The organism is Actinomadura sp. 6K520, from assembly GCF_004349245.1.
Taxonomy (GTDB): domain Bacteria; phylum Actinomycetota; class Actinomycetes; order Streptosporangiales; family Streptosporangiaceae; genus Spirillospora.
The window spans coordinates 1-15814 of sequence record NZ_SMLC01000053.1; the positions used below are offsets into that span (position 1 = coordinate 1).

At 73.3% G+C, this 15814-nt stretch carries 14 protein-coding genes; 6 read left to right on the forward strand and 8 right to left on the reverse strand.

Features of this window, described 5'->3' with window-relative positions; all coding sequences use genetic code 11:
- Window positions 1-43: 43 nt before the first annotated feature.
- Complete coding sequence (locus E1289_RS16355) at window positions 44-721, reverse strand: uracil-DNA glycosylase (RefSeq protein WP_131980949.1); 678 nt, start codon at window positions 719-721, stop codon at window positions 44-46.
- A 244-nt stretch (window positions 722-965) separates the two neighbouring features.
- On the opposite strand from E1289_RS16355, the gene E1289_RS16360 reads away from it, so the two are divergent.
- Window positions 966-2426 carry a wax ester/triacylglycerol synthase family O-acyltransferase gene (locus E1289_RS16360; RefSeq protein WP_131980951.1) on the forward strand — a complete coding sequence of 487 codons (1461 nt, stop codon included), beginning with the start codon at window positions 966-968 and terminating at the stop codon, window positions 2424-2426.
- On the opposite strand, the gene E1289_RS16365 is transcribed toward E1289_RS16360, so the two are convergent.
- Window positions 2398-3435, reverse strand: coding sequence for a transcriptional regulator (locus E1289_RS16365; protein WP_131980953.1), 1038 nt, complete (start codon window positions 3433-3435; stop codon window positions 2398-2400). The two genes, E1289_RS16360 and E1289_RS16365, sit on opposite strands and share 29 nt — an antisense overlap.
- A 10-nt stretch (window positions 3436-3445) precedes the next feature.
- On the reverse strand, window positions 3446-4369 hold the full coding sequence (locus E1289_RS16370) for an NAD(P)/FAD-dependent oxidoreductase (RefSeq protein WP_131980955.1): 924 nt from the start codon (window positions 4367-4369) through the stop codon (window positions 3446-3448).
- Window positions 4370-4433: 64 nt separating this feature from the next.
- On the opposite strand from E1289_RS16370, the gene E1289_RS16375 reads away from it, so the two are divergent.
- Together E1289_RS16375 and E1289_RS16380 are read left to right on the forward strand one after the other, a co-directional pair.
- A complete protein-coding gene (locus E1289_RS16375; RefSeq protein ID WP_131980957.1) occupies window positions 4434-5006 on the forward strand; it encodes an XRE family transcriptional regulator in 573 nt (190 codons plus the stop codon).
- Window positions 5007-5023: 17 nt separating this feature from the next.
- Window positions 5024-6331 (forward strand): MFS transporter, encoded by a 1308-nt coding sequence (locus E1289_RS16380; protein WP_243712858.1) that lies wholly within the window; start codon window positions 5024-5026, stop codon window positions 6329-6331.
- On the opposite strand, the gene E1289_RS16385 is transcribed toward E1289_RS16380, so the two are convergent.
- The 4 genes from E1289_RS16385 to E1289_RS16400 all read right to left on the reverse strand — a co-directional run bounded on the left by E1289_RS16385 (window position 6291) and on the right by E1289_RS16400 (window position 10754).
- The gene (locus tag E1289_RS16385; RefSeq protein ID WP_131980959.1) at window positions 6291-6893 is read right to left on the reverse strand and encodes a hypothetical protein; all 603 of its coding nucleotides are present in this window, start codon (window positions 6891-6893) and stop codon (window positions 6291-6293) included. The genes E1289_RS16380 and E1289_RS16385 overlap by 41 nt on opposite strands.
- Window positions 6890-8158, reverse strand: a complete 1269-nt coding sequence (locus E1289_RS16390; protein WP_131980961.1) for a hypothetical protein — start codon at window positions 8156-8158, stop codon at window positions 6890-6892. Before E1289_RS16390 ends, E1289_RS16385 begins: the two co-directional genes overlap by 4 nt.
- Window positions 8159-8196: 38 nt before the next feature.
- The gene (gene ddaH, locus E1289_RS16395) at window positions 8197-9051 is read right to left on the reverse strand and encodes a dimethylargininase (RefSeq protein ID WP_347813582.1); all 855 of its coding nucleotides are present in this window, start codon (window positions 9049-9051) and stop codon (window positions 8197-8199) included.
- Between the two features lie 134 nt (window positions 9052-9185).
- On the reverse strand, window positions 9186-10754 hold the full coding sequence (locus tag E1289_RS16400) for a PucR family transcriptional regulator (RefSeq protein ID WP_131980963.1): 1569 nt from the start codon (window positions 10752-10754) through the stop codon (window positions 9186-9188).
- Between the two features lie 136 nt (window positions 10755-10890).
- Between E1289_RS16400 and E1289_RS16405 the strand changes: the two genes are divergently transcribed.
- Together E1289_RS16405 and E1289_RS16410 are read left to right on the forward strand one after the other, a co-directional pair.
- Window positions 10891-12144 carry an FAD-dependent oxidoreductase gene (locus tag E1289_RS16405; RefSeq protein ID WP_131980965.1) on the forward strand — a complete coding sequence of 418 codons (1254 nt, stop codon included), beginning with the start codon at window positions 10891-10893 and terminating at the stop codon, window positions 12142-12144.
- Window positions 12145-12246: 102 nt separating this feature from the next.
- A complete protein-coding gene (locus tag E1289_RS16410) occupies window positions 12247-13206 on the forward strand; it encodes a DUF2637 domain-containing protein (RefSeq protein WP_131980967.1) in 960 nt (319 codons plus the stop codon).
- A 67-nt stretch (window positions 13207-13273) separates the two neighbouring features.
- Here the strand turns inward: E1289_RS16410 and lpdA are convergent, their stop codons facing one another.
- Window positions 13274-14677, reverse strand: a complete 1404-nt coding sequence (lpdA, locus tag E1289_RS16415; protein ID WP_131980969.1) for a dihydrolipoyl dehydrogenase — start codon at window positions 14675-14677, stop codon at window positions 13274-13276.
- A 278-nt stretch (window positions 14678-14955) separates the two neighbouring features.
- Here lpdA and E1289_RS16420 point away from each other — a divergent pair, with 278 nt between their 5' ends.
- Window positions 14956-15582 (forward strand): hypothetical protein, encoded by a 627-nt coding sequence (locus tag E1289_RS16420; RefSeq protein ID WP_131980971.1) that lies wholly within the window; start codon window positions 14956-14958, stop codon window positions 15580-15582.
- The last annotated feature ends 232 nt before the right edge of the window (window positions 15583-15814 follow it).

Genomic DNA, 15814 nt, shown 5'->3' on the forward strand with positions numbered 1-15814 from the left:
GCCTCCCCGAAGACTGACCGCCCCCCCCCGGAGCGCGCGACCGTTACGGCAGCTTCCAGTCGATGGGGCCTGTGCCCTGTTGTTCCAGGAGTTGGTTGGCTCGGGAGAAGGGGCGGGAGCCGAAGAAGCCGCGGTCGGCGCTGTAGGGGCTCGGGTGGGGCGACTCGATGCAGGGGACGCCGCCGAGGAGCGGTTTGAGGTTGCGGGCGTCGCGGCCCCAGAGGATGGCGACGAGGGGGCGGCCGCGGGCGGCGAGGGCGCGGATGGCCTGCTCGGTGACCTGTTCCCAGCCCTTGTCGCGGTGCGAGCCCGGTTTGCCGGGCATGACGGTCAGCGCCCTGTTGAGGAGGCAGACGCCCTGCTCGGCCCACGGCGTGAGGTCGCCGGTGGACGGCTCGGGGTGGCCGAGGTCGTCGCAGTACTCGCGGAAGATGTTGACCAGGCTCGCGGGGAGCGGGCGGACGTGCGGGGCGACGGAGAAGCTGAGGCCGACCGCGTGCCCGGGGGTGGGGTAGGGGTCCTGGCCGACGATGAGGACGCGTACGTCGTCGAAGGGCTGGGTGAAGGCGCGCAGGATGTGCTGCCCGGCGGGCAGGTAGCGGCGTCCGGCGGCGACCTCGGCGCGCAGCCAGTCGCCGGCGGCGGCGATCGTGCCCGCGACGGGTGCCAGTGCGGTGGCCCAGCCGGCCTCGACGATCTCCGGGAGTGGTCGTGCCGTCATGGCCCACCAGCCTAGTGCGACGATCTTGACGTCGTCCGCTTGATCAGAGTTGTGAAGTTTCTTGACCACATCAGGACGGAAGAACGCAAAATCTTTACAGGGGTCCTTGAAACCTGCTGATGAACCCGGTGAAACGTCCTGTTAAGTCCGGGTTACTTCCTATCGGCCCGCGTTGACCTGCCCCCTCCGGAGCGCATAACTCCTAGAGGGTAAGGCACGGCAGGACGAGCGGACGGACGAGAGCATGACCCAGCTGACCACCGTGGACGCCACGTTCCTCAACGCGGAGACCGGCACCACCCACGCGCACATCGCGGGGCTGGGCATCGTCGACGCGACCTCGTGCCCCGGTGGCCGGCTCACCGTGCCGGCCGTGGCCGAACTCGTCCGCGGCCGCGCGCACCTGGCCGCCCGCCCGCTGCGGCAGCGGCTCGTCCAGGTGCCGCTCGGGCTGGACCGCCCCTACTGGGAGGACGACCCGGACTTCGACCCGGCCCGCCACATCTTCGAGGTCGGCCTGCCCGCCCCCGGCACCGACCGGCAGCTCGCCGACACCGTCGGGCGGCTCCACGAGCAGCCCCTCGACCGCTCCCGGCCGCTGTGGGAGATGGTGCTGATCCAGGGCCTGGTGGGCGGCCGGACGGCCGTCTACGTGAAGGTCCACCACGCGGCCATCGACGGCGTGATGGCCGCCGAGACGCTCGCCGCGCTGCTGGACCTGTCGCCCGAGCCGCGCGACCTCCCCGCCGACGAGACGGCCCCCCTCCGGGCGCCCGGCACGGCCGGGATGCTCGGCACCGGGCTGCTGAAGACCGCGCTGCACCCGGTCCGCAGCGCCCTGTCGGTCGCGCGCACCGCCCCGCACCTCGCCGAGATCCCCGGTGTCGCGGCGATCCCGGGCATGGGGATGGTGGCGTCGGTCGTGCAGGGGGCGCTGCGCCGCCCGGCGGCCCCGCGGGCCCCGCGGCTGAGCGCCCCGCCGACGCCGTTCAACGAGCCGATCGGCCGCCGCCGCGCCGTCGCCTGCGGCGAGCTGCCCCTGGACGAGATCAAGCAGATCAGGCGGGGCCTCGGCGGCAGCGTGAACGACGTGGTGATGGCGCTGTGCGCGACGGCCCTGCGCAAGTGGCTCGACAAGCGCGGCGACCTGCCGGACCGCCCGCTCGTCGCGGCCGTCCCGGTGTCGCTGCGGCGCAGCGGCGCGGCGGCGGAACCCGGCAACCAGGTCTCGGTCATGACGACGCCGCTCGCCACGCACGTCCCCGACCCCGCCGACCGGTACGCGGCCGTCCGGCGGGACATGGACGTCGCCAAGCGGCGGTTCGTCGAGTCGTCCGGGAGCTGGGTGCGGGAGATGAGCGGCCTCCTTCCGGCGCCCATCGCCGGCGCCGTCACCCGGTTCGCGCTCCAGGCCGCGCCGAGCCTCTCGCTGCGCCCGCTCAACCTGATGATCTCGAACGTGCCGGGCCCGCAGTTCCCGCTCTACCTGTGCGGGGCCAAGGTGCTCGGCTACTACCCGATCTCGGTCGTCACCGACGTCACCGGCGGCCTCAACATCACGGTCTTCTCCTACGACGGCAAGGTGGACGTCGGCATCGTCGCCTGCCGCGACCTCGTCCCCGACCCGTCGGAGATCGTCGACCACCTGGTGGACGCGCTGGACGAGCTGAAGGACCTCAGCCGCGAGGCCCTCGCCGGGGACTGAGACCGGGCACGAGCGCCCGCCGGTGCCGCCACGCCAGTGCGAGCGCGGCGGCACCGGCCGGTTGCACGGGATGCGGGACGGTCCCGTCGAACGGCGCCAGCGACACCTCGCCCTCGTCGTTGACGGCCACCATCCCGCCGAAGAGGTCGCCGAACGTCTCATCGTCGATGACCACGGCGGTGAGGAGGTCGAGCGCGAACGTCAGCGGGTCGACGCCGAGGCCCAGGAAGTACGGCCGGACGCGTCCGCGTTCGCGGGCGGCGGTCATCTCGCGGTGGAAGGGCCACTCCGCCTGGACGAACCCCTCCCCGTAGTCCTCGCCCGTTCCGAGCAGCTCTTCCGCGTACTCCCGCACCATGCATTCCCACATGTCCGGCGGCTCGTCGCCGAGCGGCTGGAAGACCCCGACCGGCATGACGTGGTGGAGGCCGCCGGCGTGCGCGACCTTCGCCGGGTCCCGCCGGTGCAGGACGTACGAGCCGGATGTCAGGAGGGTCACCGTCGTGATCGCCGGGAGGGCGGCCCGGCGGGTCAGGTCGCGGGGGTCGCCGATCCGGTCGCGCAGCGGCAGCCCGTCCGCCCCGGCGGCCGCCAGCTCGTGCGCGACGGCCTCGCCCACGTTCACGCCGTCGAAGTACCGGGCGGGACCGAGCCGCAGCACCGGCGGGGCGGCGGCGAGGAGGCGGTGGCTCGGCCGGTCCTCGAACACCCGGGGCGGCGCGAGCGCGGCCATGGCCTCGGCGTAGGTGCGGTAGCCGGCCGGCAGCCCGTCGGGCGGATCCGCGACGGCGGGCGGCGCGGGACGCGGCTCCCACTCCAGCCGGACGGACTCCAGCGGGACCGGCGCCCCCGGAATCCACTCCGCGCGGCACAGCAGCGGCGTTCCCGCCACCCGCGGCACGTCCGGGTACAGCGCGCCGGCGGTCTCACCGAGCGGCCCGCGGGCGGCGTCGAGCGCCGCCCGCCCGGCCCGCCACCGCGCCTCGTCTTCCCGCTCGCCGTCCCGCACGCCCGCCAGCCTAGGCGGCGAGCTTCGCCGCGATCTCCGCCTCGATCAGCTCGGAGTTGATCACCGCGGCGGACATGGCGCCCGCGGAGGCGGCGATGATGACCTGCCCCATCGGGTTGACCACGTTGCCCGCCGCCCACACGCCGGGGACGCTGGTCCGCCCCGTCGCGTCGGCCGCCACGAAGCCGTCGTCGCCGAACGCGCAGCCGAGGTCGGCCAGCGGCCCGTCCTTCGCGACGAACGCCGGGGCGACGAACACGGCGTCGCAGCCGACCACGGAGCCGTCCGCGAGTTCGATGCCGGTGACCCGGTCGCCCTCGACGACGACGCGCCGCGCCTCGCCCTCCACGACGCGGACGCCGCGCACGTCCAGGCGCGCGGCCTCCTCGCCCTCCGGGGCCTTCCCGGTGAGAAGCGTCACGTCCGGCGACCACTGGCTCAGCAGCGTCACCTGGTGGACGGACTGCGGGGACGTCGCCAGGACCACGATCCGCTTGTCGCGGACCTCCCATCCGTGGCAGTACGGGCACATCTGCACCTCGCGGCCCCACCTTTCCTGGAGGCCGGGGACATCCGGGAGGACGTCGGTGACGCCCGTGGTGACCAGCACTTGGCGGCTCCTGAGCCGCGTGCCGTCGTCCAGAGTGAGGACGAAGCCCTCACCCGCCTCGTCCTTGGCCGCGTGCTCGACCCGGCCGTCGATGATCTCGGCGCCGTAACCGCGGACCTCGGTCCGGCCGGTCTCCAGCAGGGTCCCCGGCGGCATCCCGTCGCGGGTGAGGAAGCCGTGCATGTGCCCGGCCGTCGCGTTGCGCGGCTCGCCCGCGTCCACCACGGTGACGGCGCGGCGGGCGCGGGCGAGCACGAGGGCGGCGCTCAGCCCGGCCGGGCCGCCACCGATGATCAGTACGTCTCGTTCCGCTGTTCTCGTCATGCCGCGAGCGTGCGCGACGACCCGCGCATTTGACAAATGTCTTTGCCGATCCTGCAATATGTGCATGGAGACCACGGACGACGTCCTGGCCGCGGTGGGACCCCGGCTCAGGAGGCTGCGGCAGGAACGCGGCGTCACGCTGAACGCGCTCGCCGAGACCACCGGCATCTCGGTGAGCACGCTGTCGCGGCTGGAGTCGGGCAAGCGGCGGCCGAGCCTCGAACTGCTGCTCCCGCTCGCGCAGGCCCACCACGTCCCGCTGGACGAGCTGGTCGGCGCGCCGGAGGTCGGCGACCCGCGGATCAGGCCGCGCCCGCGCCGGATGAACGACATGACCGTGCTGCCGCTGACCCGGCGGCCCGGCGGCGTGCAGGCGTTCAAGATGATCGTCCCGGAGCGTCCCGCCGACACCGAGCCGAGGGTCCACGAGGGTTACGAGTGGCTCTATGTCCTGAACGGGAGGCTGCGCCTCCACCTCGCCGGTCGCGACCTGATCCTGGAGCCGGGGGAGGCCGCCGAGTTCGACACCCGGCTGCCGCACTGGTTCGGCGGCGCCGGCGGGCCGGTCGAACTGCTCAGCCTGTTCGGGCCGCAGGGGGAGCGGATGCACCTGCGAGCCAGACCCCGCCAGAAATGACCTAGACTCGACTATCCGTGCAGACCCTCCCGGAACCCCTGGACGATCCCGCGAAACAGAAGCCCGCCCGCATCGCGTGGGCCCTGTGGGGAATCGGCGTCCTCGCCTACGCCGTGGCCGTCCTGCACCGGACCTCCTTCGGCGTCGTCGGGCTCGACGCCGTCCACCGGTTCGACGCCTCCGCGGGCATCCTCGCGTCCTTCACCGTCCTGCAACTCCTCGTCTACGCGAGCATGCAGGTCCCCGTCGGGCTGCTGCTCGACCGCATCGGGCCGCGCCGCATGGTCGCGGGAGGCGCGCTGCTCATGGCGGCGGGGCAGGCGATCATGGCCGTCTCGACCGACGTCGGCACCGCCGTGGCCGCCCGCGTCATGGTCGGCGCGGGCGACGCCATGACGTTCATCAGCGTCCTCGGCATCGTCGCGACATGGTTCCCGAACCGGTACGTCCCCGTCGTCACGCAGCTCACCGGGCAGCTCGGGCAGCTCGGCCAGGTGCTCAGCGCGATCCCGCTCGTCGCGCTCCTGCACGGCCCCGGCTGGGGGACGGCGTTCGGGTCGGCCGCCGCGCTCGGCGTCCTCGTCGCCGTGCTCTCCTTCGCCGTCCTCCGGAACGGTCCAGGCCGCACCGACGCCCCGTCCCTGCGCGAGACGGGCGTCCACCTGGCCGAGACCTGGCGGCATCCCGGCACCCGCCTCGGCCTGTGGGCGCACTTCGTCACCCAGTTCACCACCAACACGTTCGCGCTGATGTGGGGCTACCCGTACCTGGTGTCGGGGCAGGGGATGCGGCCCGCGACGGCGTCCACGCTGCTGACGCTGTTCGTGCTGGTGAACATCGTGTCCGGCCCCGTCATCGGACGGCTCGTCGCCTCCTATCCGCTGCGCCGCTCGTGGCTCGTGCTCGGCATCGTCGGGCTCAATGCCGCGGCCTGGGCGGCCGTGCTCGCCTGGCCGCCGCCCGCCCCGGCCTGGCTCCTGGTGGTGCTCGTCATGTGCGTCGCGCTCGGCGGCCCCGGCTCGATGATCGGGTTCGACTACGCCCGGACGTTCAACCCGCCCGGACGGCAGGGCACCGCCACCGGCATCGTCAACGTGGGCGGCTTCTTCGCCACGCTCGTCACGATCCTGATGATCGGCCTGGTCCTCGACGCCATGTCACCGGCCGGGGAGTTCACACCGGAGGCGTTCCGGGCGGCGTGGACCGTGCAGACCCTGATCTGGGCCGTCGGCGTCGCGGGCGTCCTGCGGAGCCGCGCCCACGCCCGCCGCCACCTCGGCCTGCCTACCGGGCGGCGTCGCAGAAGGCCGCGAAGTCCTCGATGACGTCCCGGGCCGGGCCGTCCGCGTCGCGCAGCGCGACGATCGGGACCTCCAGCCCCGGCCGGACCGCCATGAGGTCGCCGACCGCGTCGACCAGCGCCCGCACCACCTGCCGCTCGGGATGGCGCACGGCCCGCTCCACCGCTTCGGTGTAGCGCGGGTCCTCGGGCGGGCGCCTGCCGTTCGCGCAGTTCCAGATGTCGGCCGCCCGCAGCCCGTTCAGCGCGCGGATCATCGGAGCCGACTCCGCCGGCGGCATCGCCAGCAGGACGCCGAGCAGCTCGTCCACCTCGACGGTCGGGACCGCCTCCAGCACGGCACCGAGCGCCTCCTCCACCACGGCCTCGCTCTCGCCGGTGACGCGCACGACCCGGTGCCCGAGCAGGTGCACCTCGCTGTAGAGGACGAACAGGCCGGCGGTCTGCCAGGCCACCTGCTCCATCTCGGCGAACCCGGCCGTACTGATCGCCGCCCGCGGCCAGCCGTGCCGCGCCGCCGCCGACTCCAGGGCGGCCCGGTCGGCGTGCTCGGCGAGGAGCACCGTCCGCTCGTGCTCGCCGCTCATTCGTCCTCCCAGGTCGGCACCGGGTCGCCGGCCTCGTCCACCGTGATCGCCGCGCCGCCGAAGTCGTCGCGGAACGCGTTGCGGGCGGCCGGGGCGGGCGAGTGGTCGAGCAGGCCCTCCAGCGCCGCCAGCTCCCCGGGGTCCCGCTCGGTCAGCGCGAGCTCCTGCAGCAGGAACCGGTGGCCGTACGAATGCGCGATCACGGCAAGGTTGGCCCGCACGGCCGGGTCGGGATGCGCCGCCCACTCCCGCAGCTCCAGGCAGCGGCGCAGGTCGCCGTGCCACAGCGCGGCGAGGCAGCGCAGTCCGGCGCCGACGGCATCGGGGTCGTCCGGGTCGTCGAGGTTGCGGGCCAGGTCCTCCTCGACGCCGAAGTCCCAGCCGGCCAGCACGCCGAGCGCGTCCAGCGGGAGGTCCTCCGGGTACCGCTCGTCGTGCACCTCGTTGATCCGGCGCACCACCTCCCGGTGCGCGGCGGGCGACGGCCGGTACCGCACGGCCGCGCAGACGACCTCCCGCGTGTGGATCTCGATGGACAGCTGCGAGCGGGAGTGCACCGTCCGCCACGTCATCGACGGCACGCGCCCGAGCCGCTGCAGGCGGTGCCCGTCCCGGGTCGGCACGTGGTCCAGCAGCCTGGGCGCCGCGTTCCCGCCCGGGAACTCCTCGGGGTAGGGGTCCTCCTGGCGTGCGCTGCCCCACGGCTGCGGGTCGAGGAACTTCACGGTCTTCGCGTACCGGTCGAGGGACGGGCCGTCCGCCACCACGAGATCGTCCGCGGCGGCGGCCTCCCACGGCGGGACGCCTTCCTCCGGCGGCACGTCCGGCACCGTCACCAGGTGGCGCAGGCCGAGGAACCCGCGGACGAACCCGGTCAGCTCCACGCGGGCCGCCGCCGGCGCGGGGAACGGCTCGCCCAGCGCCTCCCGGACGCCCGCGGCGGTCGGCTCCACCGGAACCCACAGCCACGCCGGGTAGAACCCGCCGGGCGCGCACCACAGCACGCCCGGCTCCTCCGGGTCGACGTACCAGGCCGCGCCGAGCCGCTGCCGCGTCCATCTGCGGACCGTCTCGGGGCCGGTGCCGACCAGCAGCTTGCCCTTGCGCAGCAGTTCGTCCTCGGCGTCCAGGTGCTCGGGGCTCATCGCCCCGGACTCCTCGATGTGCTGCCAGGCCGGCTCCCAGTCGGCGGGGTCCAGCCAGTCGACACCGAGTCGCGCACCGGTCAGCCCATGCCACCAGTCCGGGATCGGGAAGTCGGTCATCCGGACAACTTAGTGGCTCAACCCCATATCACGGCATGTCAGGCGCGGAGTTCGAGCGTGCAGCACTTCGGGCCGCCGCCGGCTTTGCGCAATTCTGACAAATCCACCGGGATGGGCTCGAAACCGCGGTCCCGCAGCGTGCCGATCAGCTCCGCCGCCTCCGCGTTGACGACCACGTTCCGGCCGTCGCACACGGCGTTGAGCCCGAGGACCGCCGCGTCCCGCTCGCCCGCGATGACCGCGTCCGGGAACAGCCGCTCCAGCACCGCCCGGCTCCCGGGCGAGAACGCCCCCGGGAAGTAGGCGACGTTGTCGCCGCCGAGCGGGAACAGCGCGGTGTCCAGGTGGTAGAACCGCGGGTCGACGAGCCGGAGCGTCACCACGGGCCGCCCGAGGAACTCCTGGGCCTCCTGGTGCGCCGCGATCTCCGTCCGGAACCCCGTCCCGGCCAGGATCACGTCGTCCAGCGTGAGGAAGTCGCCCTCGCCCTCGTTCGTGTGCCGCGGCTCCAGCACGTCGCGGAACCCGTTGTCCCTGAGCCACGCCGCGTACGCGGGCGCCTCCGCGTGCCGCTCGGGGTGCGTGAACCGCGCCCCGTACACGCGCCCGCCGACCACCAGCGCGCCGTTGGCCGCGAACACCATGTCCGGCAGGCCCTCGACCGGGTCGATCAGGCTCACCTCGTGCCCGAGCGCCACGTACGCGGACCGCAGTGCCTCCCACTGCGCCACGGCCTTCCCCGCGTCGGCGCCGCGCGCCGGGTCCATCCACGGGTTGATCGCGTAGGTGACGGCGAAATGCTCCGGACGGCACATCAGGAAGTGCCGCCGCAGCGCGGCCCGTTCCGGAACGGCGCGCTCGGAAACGGTGGTGTTCGGCTCCATCGCCGGCATGACGCTCATGCATCTCTCCAGAGGACACCCGAAGGGAACGACTGAGCGAAAGCCTAGGATCGAACCGCCCCCGATCCAATGCGCCAACCTTGCGTTGACCAGGCATTTCGTTGCGTCTCACGGCCGTTGCCGCGTCATTCGTTGCGTCGGCCCGTCGGGTGCCCGAGCGCGCTGAGCTGAAGGCGGAGGGCCATGCGGACCCGGGGGGACGCGAGGTCCAGCGCGGACACCTCGGCCATCCTGCGGAGGCGGTGGCGCAGGGTGTTGGGGTGGACGCCCAGCTCCTGCGCGGTGCCCTTCGGGTCGCCGAAGTGGTCGAGCCAGGCGGCGAGCGTCGGCAGGAACGCCGTGCCGTGGCGCTCGTCGTGGGCGCGGAGGCCGGGGAGCGGGCCGCCGAGCAGGCCGGCGCCGACCCGGGTCGCCGTCCTGGCGCGTTCGACGACCACGGCGTCCCAGGCGTCCTCCAGCAGGATCAGCCCCGGGGGGAGGTGGCCGGAGGCGACGAGCGCGTCAAGCTCGGCGGCCTCGGCGCGGGAACGGGGGAGTTCGGTGCGGGAGTGCGCGACCCCGCCCGCCGCCGCGTACAGGGCGTGGTCGTGGGAGCGGACGCGGTCCAGGACGTGGCGCAGCCACGGCAGCGACCCCGGGTCGGCCTCGGTCCGGGGGCGCGGCGGGTCGGTGAGGACGGCGAAGAGCACGCCGTCGAGATCGCCGATGAGCGGACGGTGCCAGCCGAACCGGTAGGTGATCGCGTCCCACAGGTCGAGCCGCTGCCGGATGTCCTCGGCCTCGTCCAGCGTGCCGAGGGTCACCACCCGCCACGGCGGTGCGGGGGCGGTGATCGGGGCGCCGTCGCGGAGCGCGGCGCGCAGCTGGTCGGCCGACACGCGGCGGGCGACGCCGGCCTCCGCGCGCAGGCGCAGCAGGTGCAGGGCGAGGACGGACGCGAGATCGGTGAGGCGCTGCACGCGGCCGGGCGGGATCGGCGTCCGCGCCACCACCCAGATGGAGCCGAGCCATTCGCCCCCGGCCCGGACCGGGACGACGAGGCGCGGCAGCATCCCGTCGGGACTCTCGGGGACGAAGACGGGGTCGCTCGACCGGGCGAGCCTGCGGAACACCCCGGAGGCGCGGAGATGGGCGATGACCTGCGGCGGCACGCGGCGGCCGACGATCGTGGAGACGCGGGCCGGGTCGGTGGTGTCCTGGCGCCCGGAGTAGGCGAGGACCCGCGAGCGGGCGTCCTCGACGGTCACCGGGGCGTCCGCGATCTCGGCGGCCGCGTCGGCGAGCGCGTACAGGTCGTTGTGGACGTCCTGCGCGCCGATCGGCCCGGGAAGCGGCGCGTAGGCACGGTCGATCGCGCCGCGCACGAGCCACACGACGTGCGTCCAGGAGGTGTCCGGCTGGAGTTCGACGAGCGCGGGCCGGAGCCGCCGTGCCGCGGCGACGACCCCGGGGTCGTCGGCCAGGGGGGCCTTCAGGACGACGCCGTCCGCGCCCGCGGCGTGGGCCCGTTCGAGGAGCGCCACCGCGTCCGCCGGGCCGGTCACGCCCACGCCCAGGACGATGTCGCCGGGCTGCCCGGCCGCCTCGCCCGGTTCGGCCAGGACGACGTCGTGCACCTGCGAGCCGTTCCCGTGCTCGACCATCCGCAGCAGTCCCGGCCCCAGGGAATCGACGAGATCGGTCAGGCTGATCATCACGTCCACCTCACCCGGGGTTTGTGCTCTTCACACTATGCCGCCCGCCCCGGTTGGCCGAACAGGACAGAGACGCCGGTCACATCCCGGGTAACCATCGAGGTGATCCCCCCCGAACACGAGGAGATGAAAGGGCATGGCTCTCGACACGCGGCCGCGCAGCGTCGCGGTCGTGGGCGCCGGCATGGTCGGTCTGTCCACGGCCTGGTTCCTGCAGGAGCACGGCGCCGACGTCACGGTATTCGACAGGGACGACGTGGCGGCGGGAGCGTCCTGGGGCAACGCCGGATGGCTGACCCCCGGTCTCGCGACCCCGCTGCCCGAGCCGGCCGTCCTCTCCTACGGCGTGCGGGCGGTCCTCAGCCCGTCGTCGCCGGTCTACGTGCCGCCGAGCGCCAGCCCGCGGCTGCTCAGGTTCCTCGCGGGCTTCGCCGCGCACAGCACCGCCGCGAAGTGGCGGCGCGCGATGGAGTCCCTGGTGCCGATCAACGGCCGGGCGCTGCCGAGCTTCGACGCGCTCATCGAGGGCGGGGTGCAGGCGGAGACCCGCGACGCCGGGTCCTTCCTCGCCGCCTACCGGACGGCCGAGGAGCGCACCGTCCTCCTCGAAGAGATCGAGCACATCCGCGCGGCCGGGCAGGAACTGGAGTACGAGGCCATCGGCGGGGACGAGGCGCGTGCGGCGGAGCCCGCGCTGTCCGGCGAGATCGGCGCGGCGGTCGTGCTGCGCGGCCAGCGCTTCATCGACCCGGGACGGTTCGTGCACGCGCTCGCCGACTCGGTCCGCGACCGCGGCGGCAAGATCCGGCCGGGCGAGGCCGTGCGCGACATCCGCGACGAGTCCGGCGGCGCCGCCGTCCGCACCGCGGGCAGCGACTTCGAGTCGTTCGACGCGGTCGTGATCGCGAGCGGCGTGTGGCTGGGCGGGCTGGCCCGGCGGTTCGGCGTCCGCGCCCTCGTCCAGGCGGGCCGCGGGTACAGCTTCAGCGTGCCGGTGGACCGCGTCCCGGACGCCCCGGTGTACTTCCCGTCCCAGCGGGTGGCCTGCACGCCGCTGGGGGACCGGCTGCGCGTCGCCGGGATGATGGAGTTCCGCCGGCCCGAGGCACCGCTCGACCCGCGCCGGATCAGGGCGATCGTCGAGGCCGTCCGCCCGCTGCTGCGCGGCGCGGACCTGGACGCCCGGCGCGACGAGTGGGTCGGGTCGCGCCCGTGCACCCGGGACGGCCTGCCGCTGATCGGCGCGACCCGGTCGCCGCACGTCTTCGCCGCGGGCGGCCACGGGATGTGGGGCATCACCCTCGGCCCCGCCACGGGACGCCTCCTCGCCGAGCAGATCGTCACCGGCGAACGCCCGCCGGAGCTGGCGCCGTTCAGCCCGCTGCGCTGACGACCTGGGCATTTGGGCGGTTCCTGCACTTTCGTCCGGACGGGCGGTTCCGGCGCGCTACCGTCACTGGGTGATCTGGACCCCGTGGCGGGAGGAACGCCGATGGACGAGGTGCGGACGGCCCCCGCGCCGCTGAACACCGTGCCGCCGAACACCGTGCCGCTGACCCGGGCGCAGAAGGTCCTGGCCGGGACCGGCGGGCTGTTCTTCGCCGGGCTCGCCGGCCTGGGCGGCTACGGCTCGTTCGCCTCCGTCCGCGACGTCGCCGAGCCGTGGTTCGGCGGCCAGGCGTGGATCGTCCCCGCCGGAGTCGACCTGGGCATCCTCGCCCTGGTTTCCGTGGCGCTGCTGCTGGAATGGCTGGCCATGCCGATGCCGGCCCTGCGCTGGATGGCGTTCGCCTTCACGGGCGCGACCGTGTGGCTGAACGTGTCGGCCGCCCACGGCGACGCGACCGGCATGGTGATGCACGCCGCGATGCCGATCCTGTTCATCACGTTCATCGAGGCCGTCCGGCACGCCATCCGCCGCCGCGCCGGCATCGCCGCCGGGACCGTCCGCGAGGGCGTCCCCGTCGCCCGCTGGCTCCTCGCCCCCTGGTCCACGTTCCGGCTGTGGCGCCGCATGGTCCTGTGGCAGATCACCTCGTACCCGCGGGCCCTGGCCGCCGAGCAGCGCCGCCGGCACGCCCTGGCACTGCTGAGCGAGCACTACGGCCGCAAGTGGCGGACCAGGGCGCCCGCGGACGTCGTCTGGATGCTCTCGGACGGCGTCATGCTCGACGAGGCCCTCGCCCGCGTCACCGAGCTGACGGCACCGGAACCCGAGAAGGAGAAGGCCCCGCCGCGGCGCAGGACCCCGCGGCGCAACCCCCCGCGCCCGCGGACCCCGCGCAGCGTCGCCACCGACAACGAGGCCCGCGCCCTGGCCATCATCGACGCCGAACCCGACATCACCGGCACCGAACTGGGCCGCCGCCTCGACATCAGCACCCGCCAGGGCCAGCGCCTCCTGAGCCGCCTCACCCGCCCCGCCCCGGCCTCCACCGGCGGCGCGTCCTGACCGGCCGCCGGACCGCCGGCGCCGGCGACGGGCGTGCCCGCACCCGCGGGCACGCCCGGGACGCGGATCAGAGGTTGATCATGTGGCCGGCGAGGCCGTGCACGGACTCCTTGATGGCCTCGCCCAGGGTTGGGTGGGCGTGCACGTTGCGGGCCACCTCGTGGACGGTCAGGTCCCACTGCTGCGCCAGGGTCAGCTCGGGCAGCAGCTCGGTGACCTCCGGGCCGATCATGTGGGCGCCGAGGATCTCGCCGTACTTCGCGTCGCTGATCACCTTGACGAAGCCGTCGCCCTCGCCCATGCCGAGCGCCTTGCCGTTCGCGCTGTAGGGGAACTTGGCGGTCTTGACGTCGAAGCCCCGCTCCTTCGCCTGCGCCTCCGTCCAGCCGAAGCTCGCGACCTGCGGCTGGCAGTACGTGGCGCGGGGGATCATCACGTAGTCGAGCTCCATCGTCTCGGCGTCCCCGATGGTCTCGGCCGCGACGATGCCCATCGCCTCGGCGGCGTGCGCGAGCATGAGCTTGGCGGTGACGTCCCCGATGGCGTAGATGTGCGGGACGGACGTCCGGCAGCGGCCGTCCACGTCGATCGCGCCGCGCTCGGTGAGCCGGACGCCGGTCTTGTCCAGCCCGTAGCCCTCCACGTTCGGCTGGAAGCCGATCGCCTGCAGCACCTTGTCGGTCTCGATGACCTGCTGGGCGCCGTCCTTGCCGGTGACGGTGACCTTCACCTTGTCGCCGGAGTCGTCGATGGCGTCCACGCGGGTGGAGGTCAGCACGTCCACGCCGAGCTTGCGGTACCGCTTGGCGAGCTCCTTGGACACGTCGGCGTCCTCGTTCGGCACCATCCGGTCGAGGAACTCGACGATCGTGACCTGCACCCCGTAGTTGTGCAGGACGTACGCGAACTCGACGCCGATCGCGCCCGCGCCCGCGATGACGATGCTCCCGGGCAGCTCGGAGCTGAGGATCTGCTCCTCGTAGGTGACGACGCGCTCGGACAGCGACGTGCCCGGCAGCAGCTTGGTGTGCGCCCCGGCCGCGATGATGCAGTTGGCGAAGGTCACCGTCTCGCTCGAGCCGTCCGCCCGGTCGACCTGCAGCGTGTTCGGGTCGGTGAACGTGCCCCGCCCGTCATAGGACGTGATCTTGTTCTTCTTCATCAGGAACTGGACGCCCTTGACCAGCTTCTCCGAGACCTGGCGGCTGCGCTCGTAGGCGACGCCGTAGTCGAACGAGACCCGCCCCTCGACGTTGATGCCGAAGGTCTTCTGCTCCTGGGTGAAGATGTGCGCCAGCTCGGCGTTGCGCAGCAGCGCCTTCGAGGGGATGCAGCCGACGTTGAGGCAGACGCCGCCCCAGTACTTCTCCTCGACGATCGCCGTCTTCAGCCCGAGCTGTGCCGACCGGATCGCGGCGACATATCCACCCGGGCCCGCGCCCAGGACCACGACGTCAAAATGTTCGCTCATATCCATGGACGATATTCGGCGCCGGAGGTGCTCGCATCCCGTGTCGCGCGGCGGAGTGCCGCGGGGGAGGCCGATGTCACGTGCTGTTAGTGTTTCGAACGCCTCCCGCCGGTCAGTGAACCGGGGAGGCGGGGCGGCGCGGACGACGCGAGCCCGGAGCCGTCCCGGCCGGAGAAGGCCGGCGGCGTCCCTGGAACAGCAGCCTGTCGCGGTGATGGAACATCGCACCCTGGCCTGATCGTTGTCTTCGTTCTGAGCCGAGTGGAGGAGTAACCGGAGTGCGGATCCCGAAGCGCGTCAACACCGTCCTGGACCGGATGGAGCAGCAATCCCTCGCGCTCGGGGCGGTCGTCGCGCTGGTCGTCGTCGCGGTGGTGGCGCTGCTCCTGCCGTCCTCGGTGGGCGTCCCGGCCGCCTGCTTCCTGCTGGGCCTCGCCCTCGGCGGCTTCACCGTGCACGTACGGTCGAGCCGCCGCGTGCGCCGGGCCCGCGCCGAGGTCGACAACCTGCTCCGCGAGAACGGCGCGCTCCGGCACCGCAACACTGTTCTCTCCAGCGGTGTGATCACCCGCGAGGCGCAGGAGACGCAGGCCCTCATGTCCATCCCCGAGGACGACCTGCTCCAGGACGAGCCGCCCGGGGCCGACGAGGCCGCCCAGCGCACCGTCTCCCTCGACGAGCTGCTGGACGGCGACCCGCAGGCCACCGACGAACTGCCCGACGAACTGCCCGACGAGATCGCGGACGAGCCCGGCGGCGACGTGGCGGACCCCGCCGGAGAAGACGGGAAAAAGGACGGGGAGGCGGCTCCGCGCGACGATGACGACATGCAGCGCACCACCGTCCTCACCGAACTGCCGGACAGCCTCGTCGAGGAAGCGGCGAAGAACTACCGGAGGGCGTGACCCCCGCCCCCGTGATCGAAGGTTCCCTTTCGTCGTCCCGGTGGCGCCTTACCCGCGGCTGAGCCCGGTGGGACGTGACGGACTGGTGCGACTTGTGTGGCTCCATGGTCAAGAAGAGCTGGAGCATGGCCCGTTGCGATCACTTGATTACCGTCTGTAGCTTCCGTGTTGGCCGGACACCGGCCCTCCTGACACGACGGCTACGAATCGGTGGTGTGCACGTGACCGAACA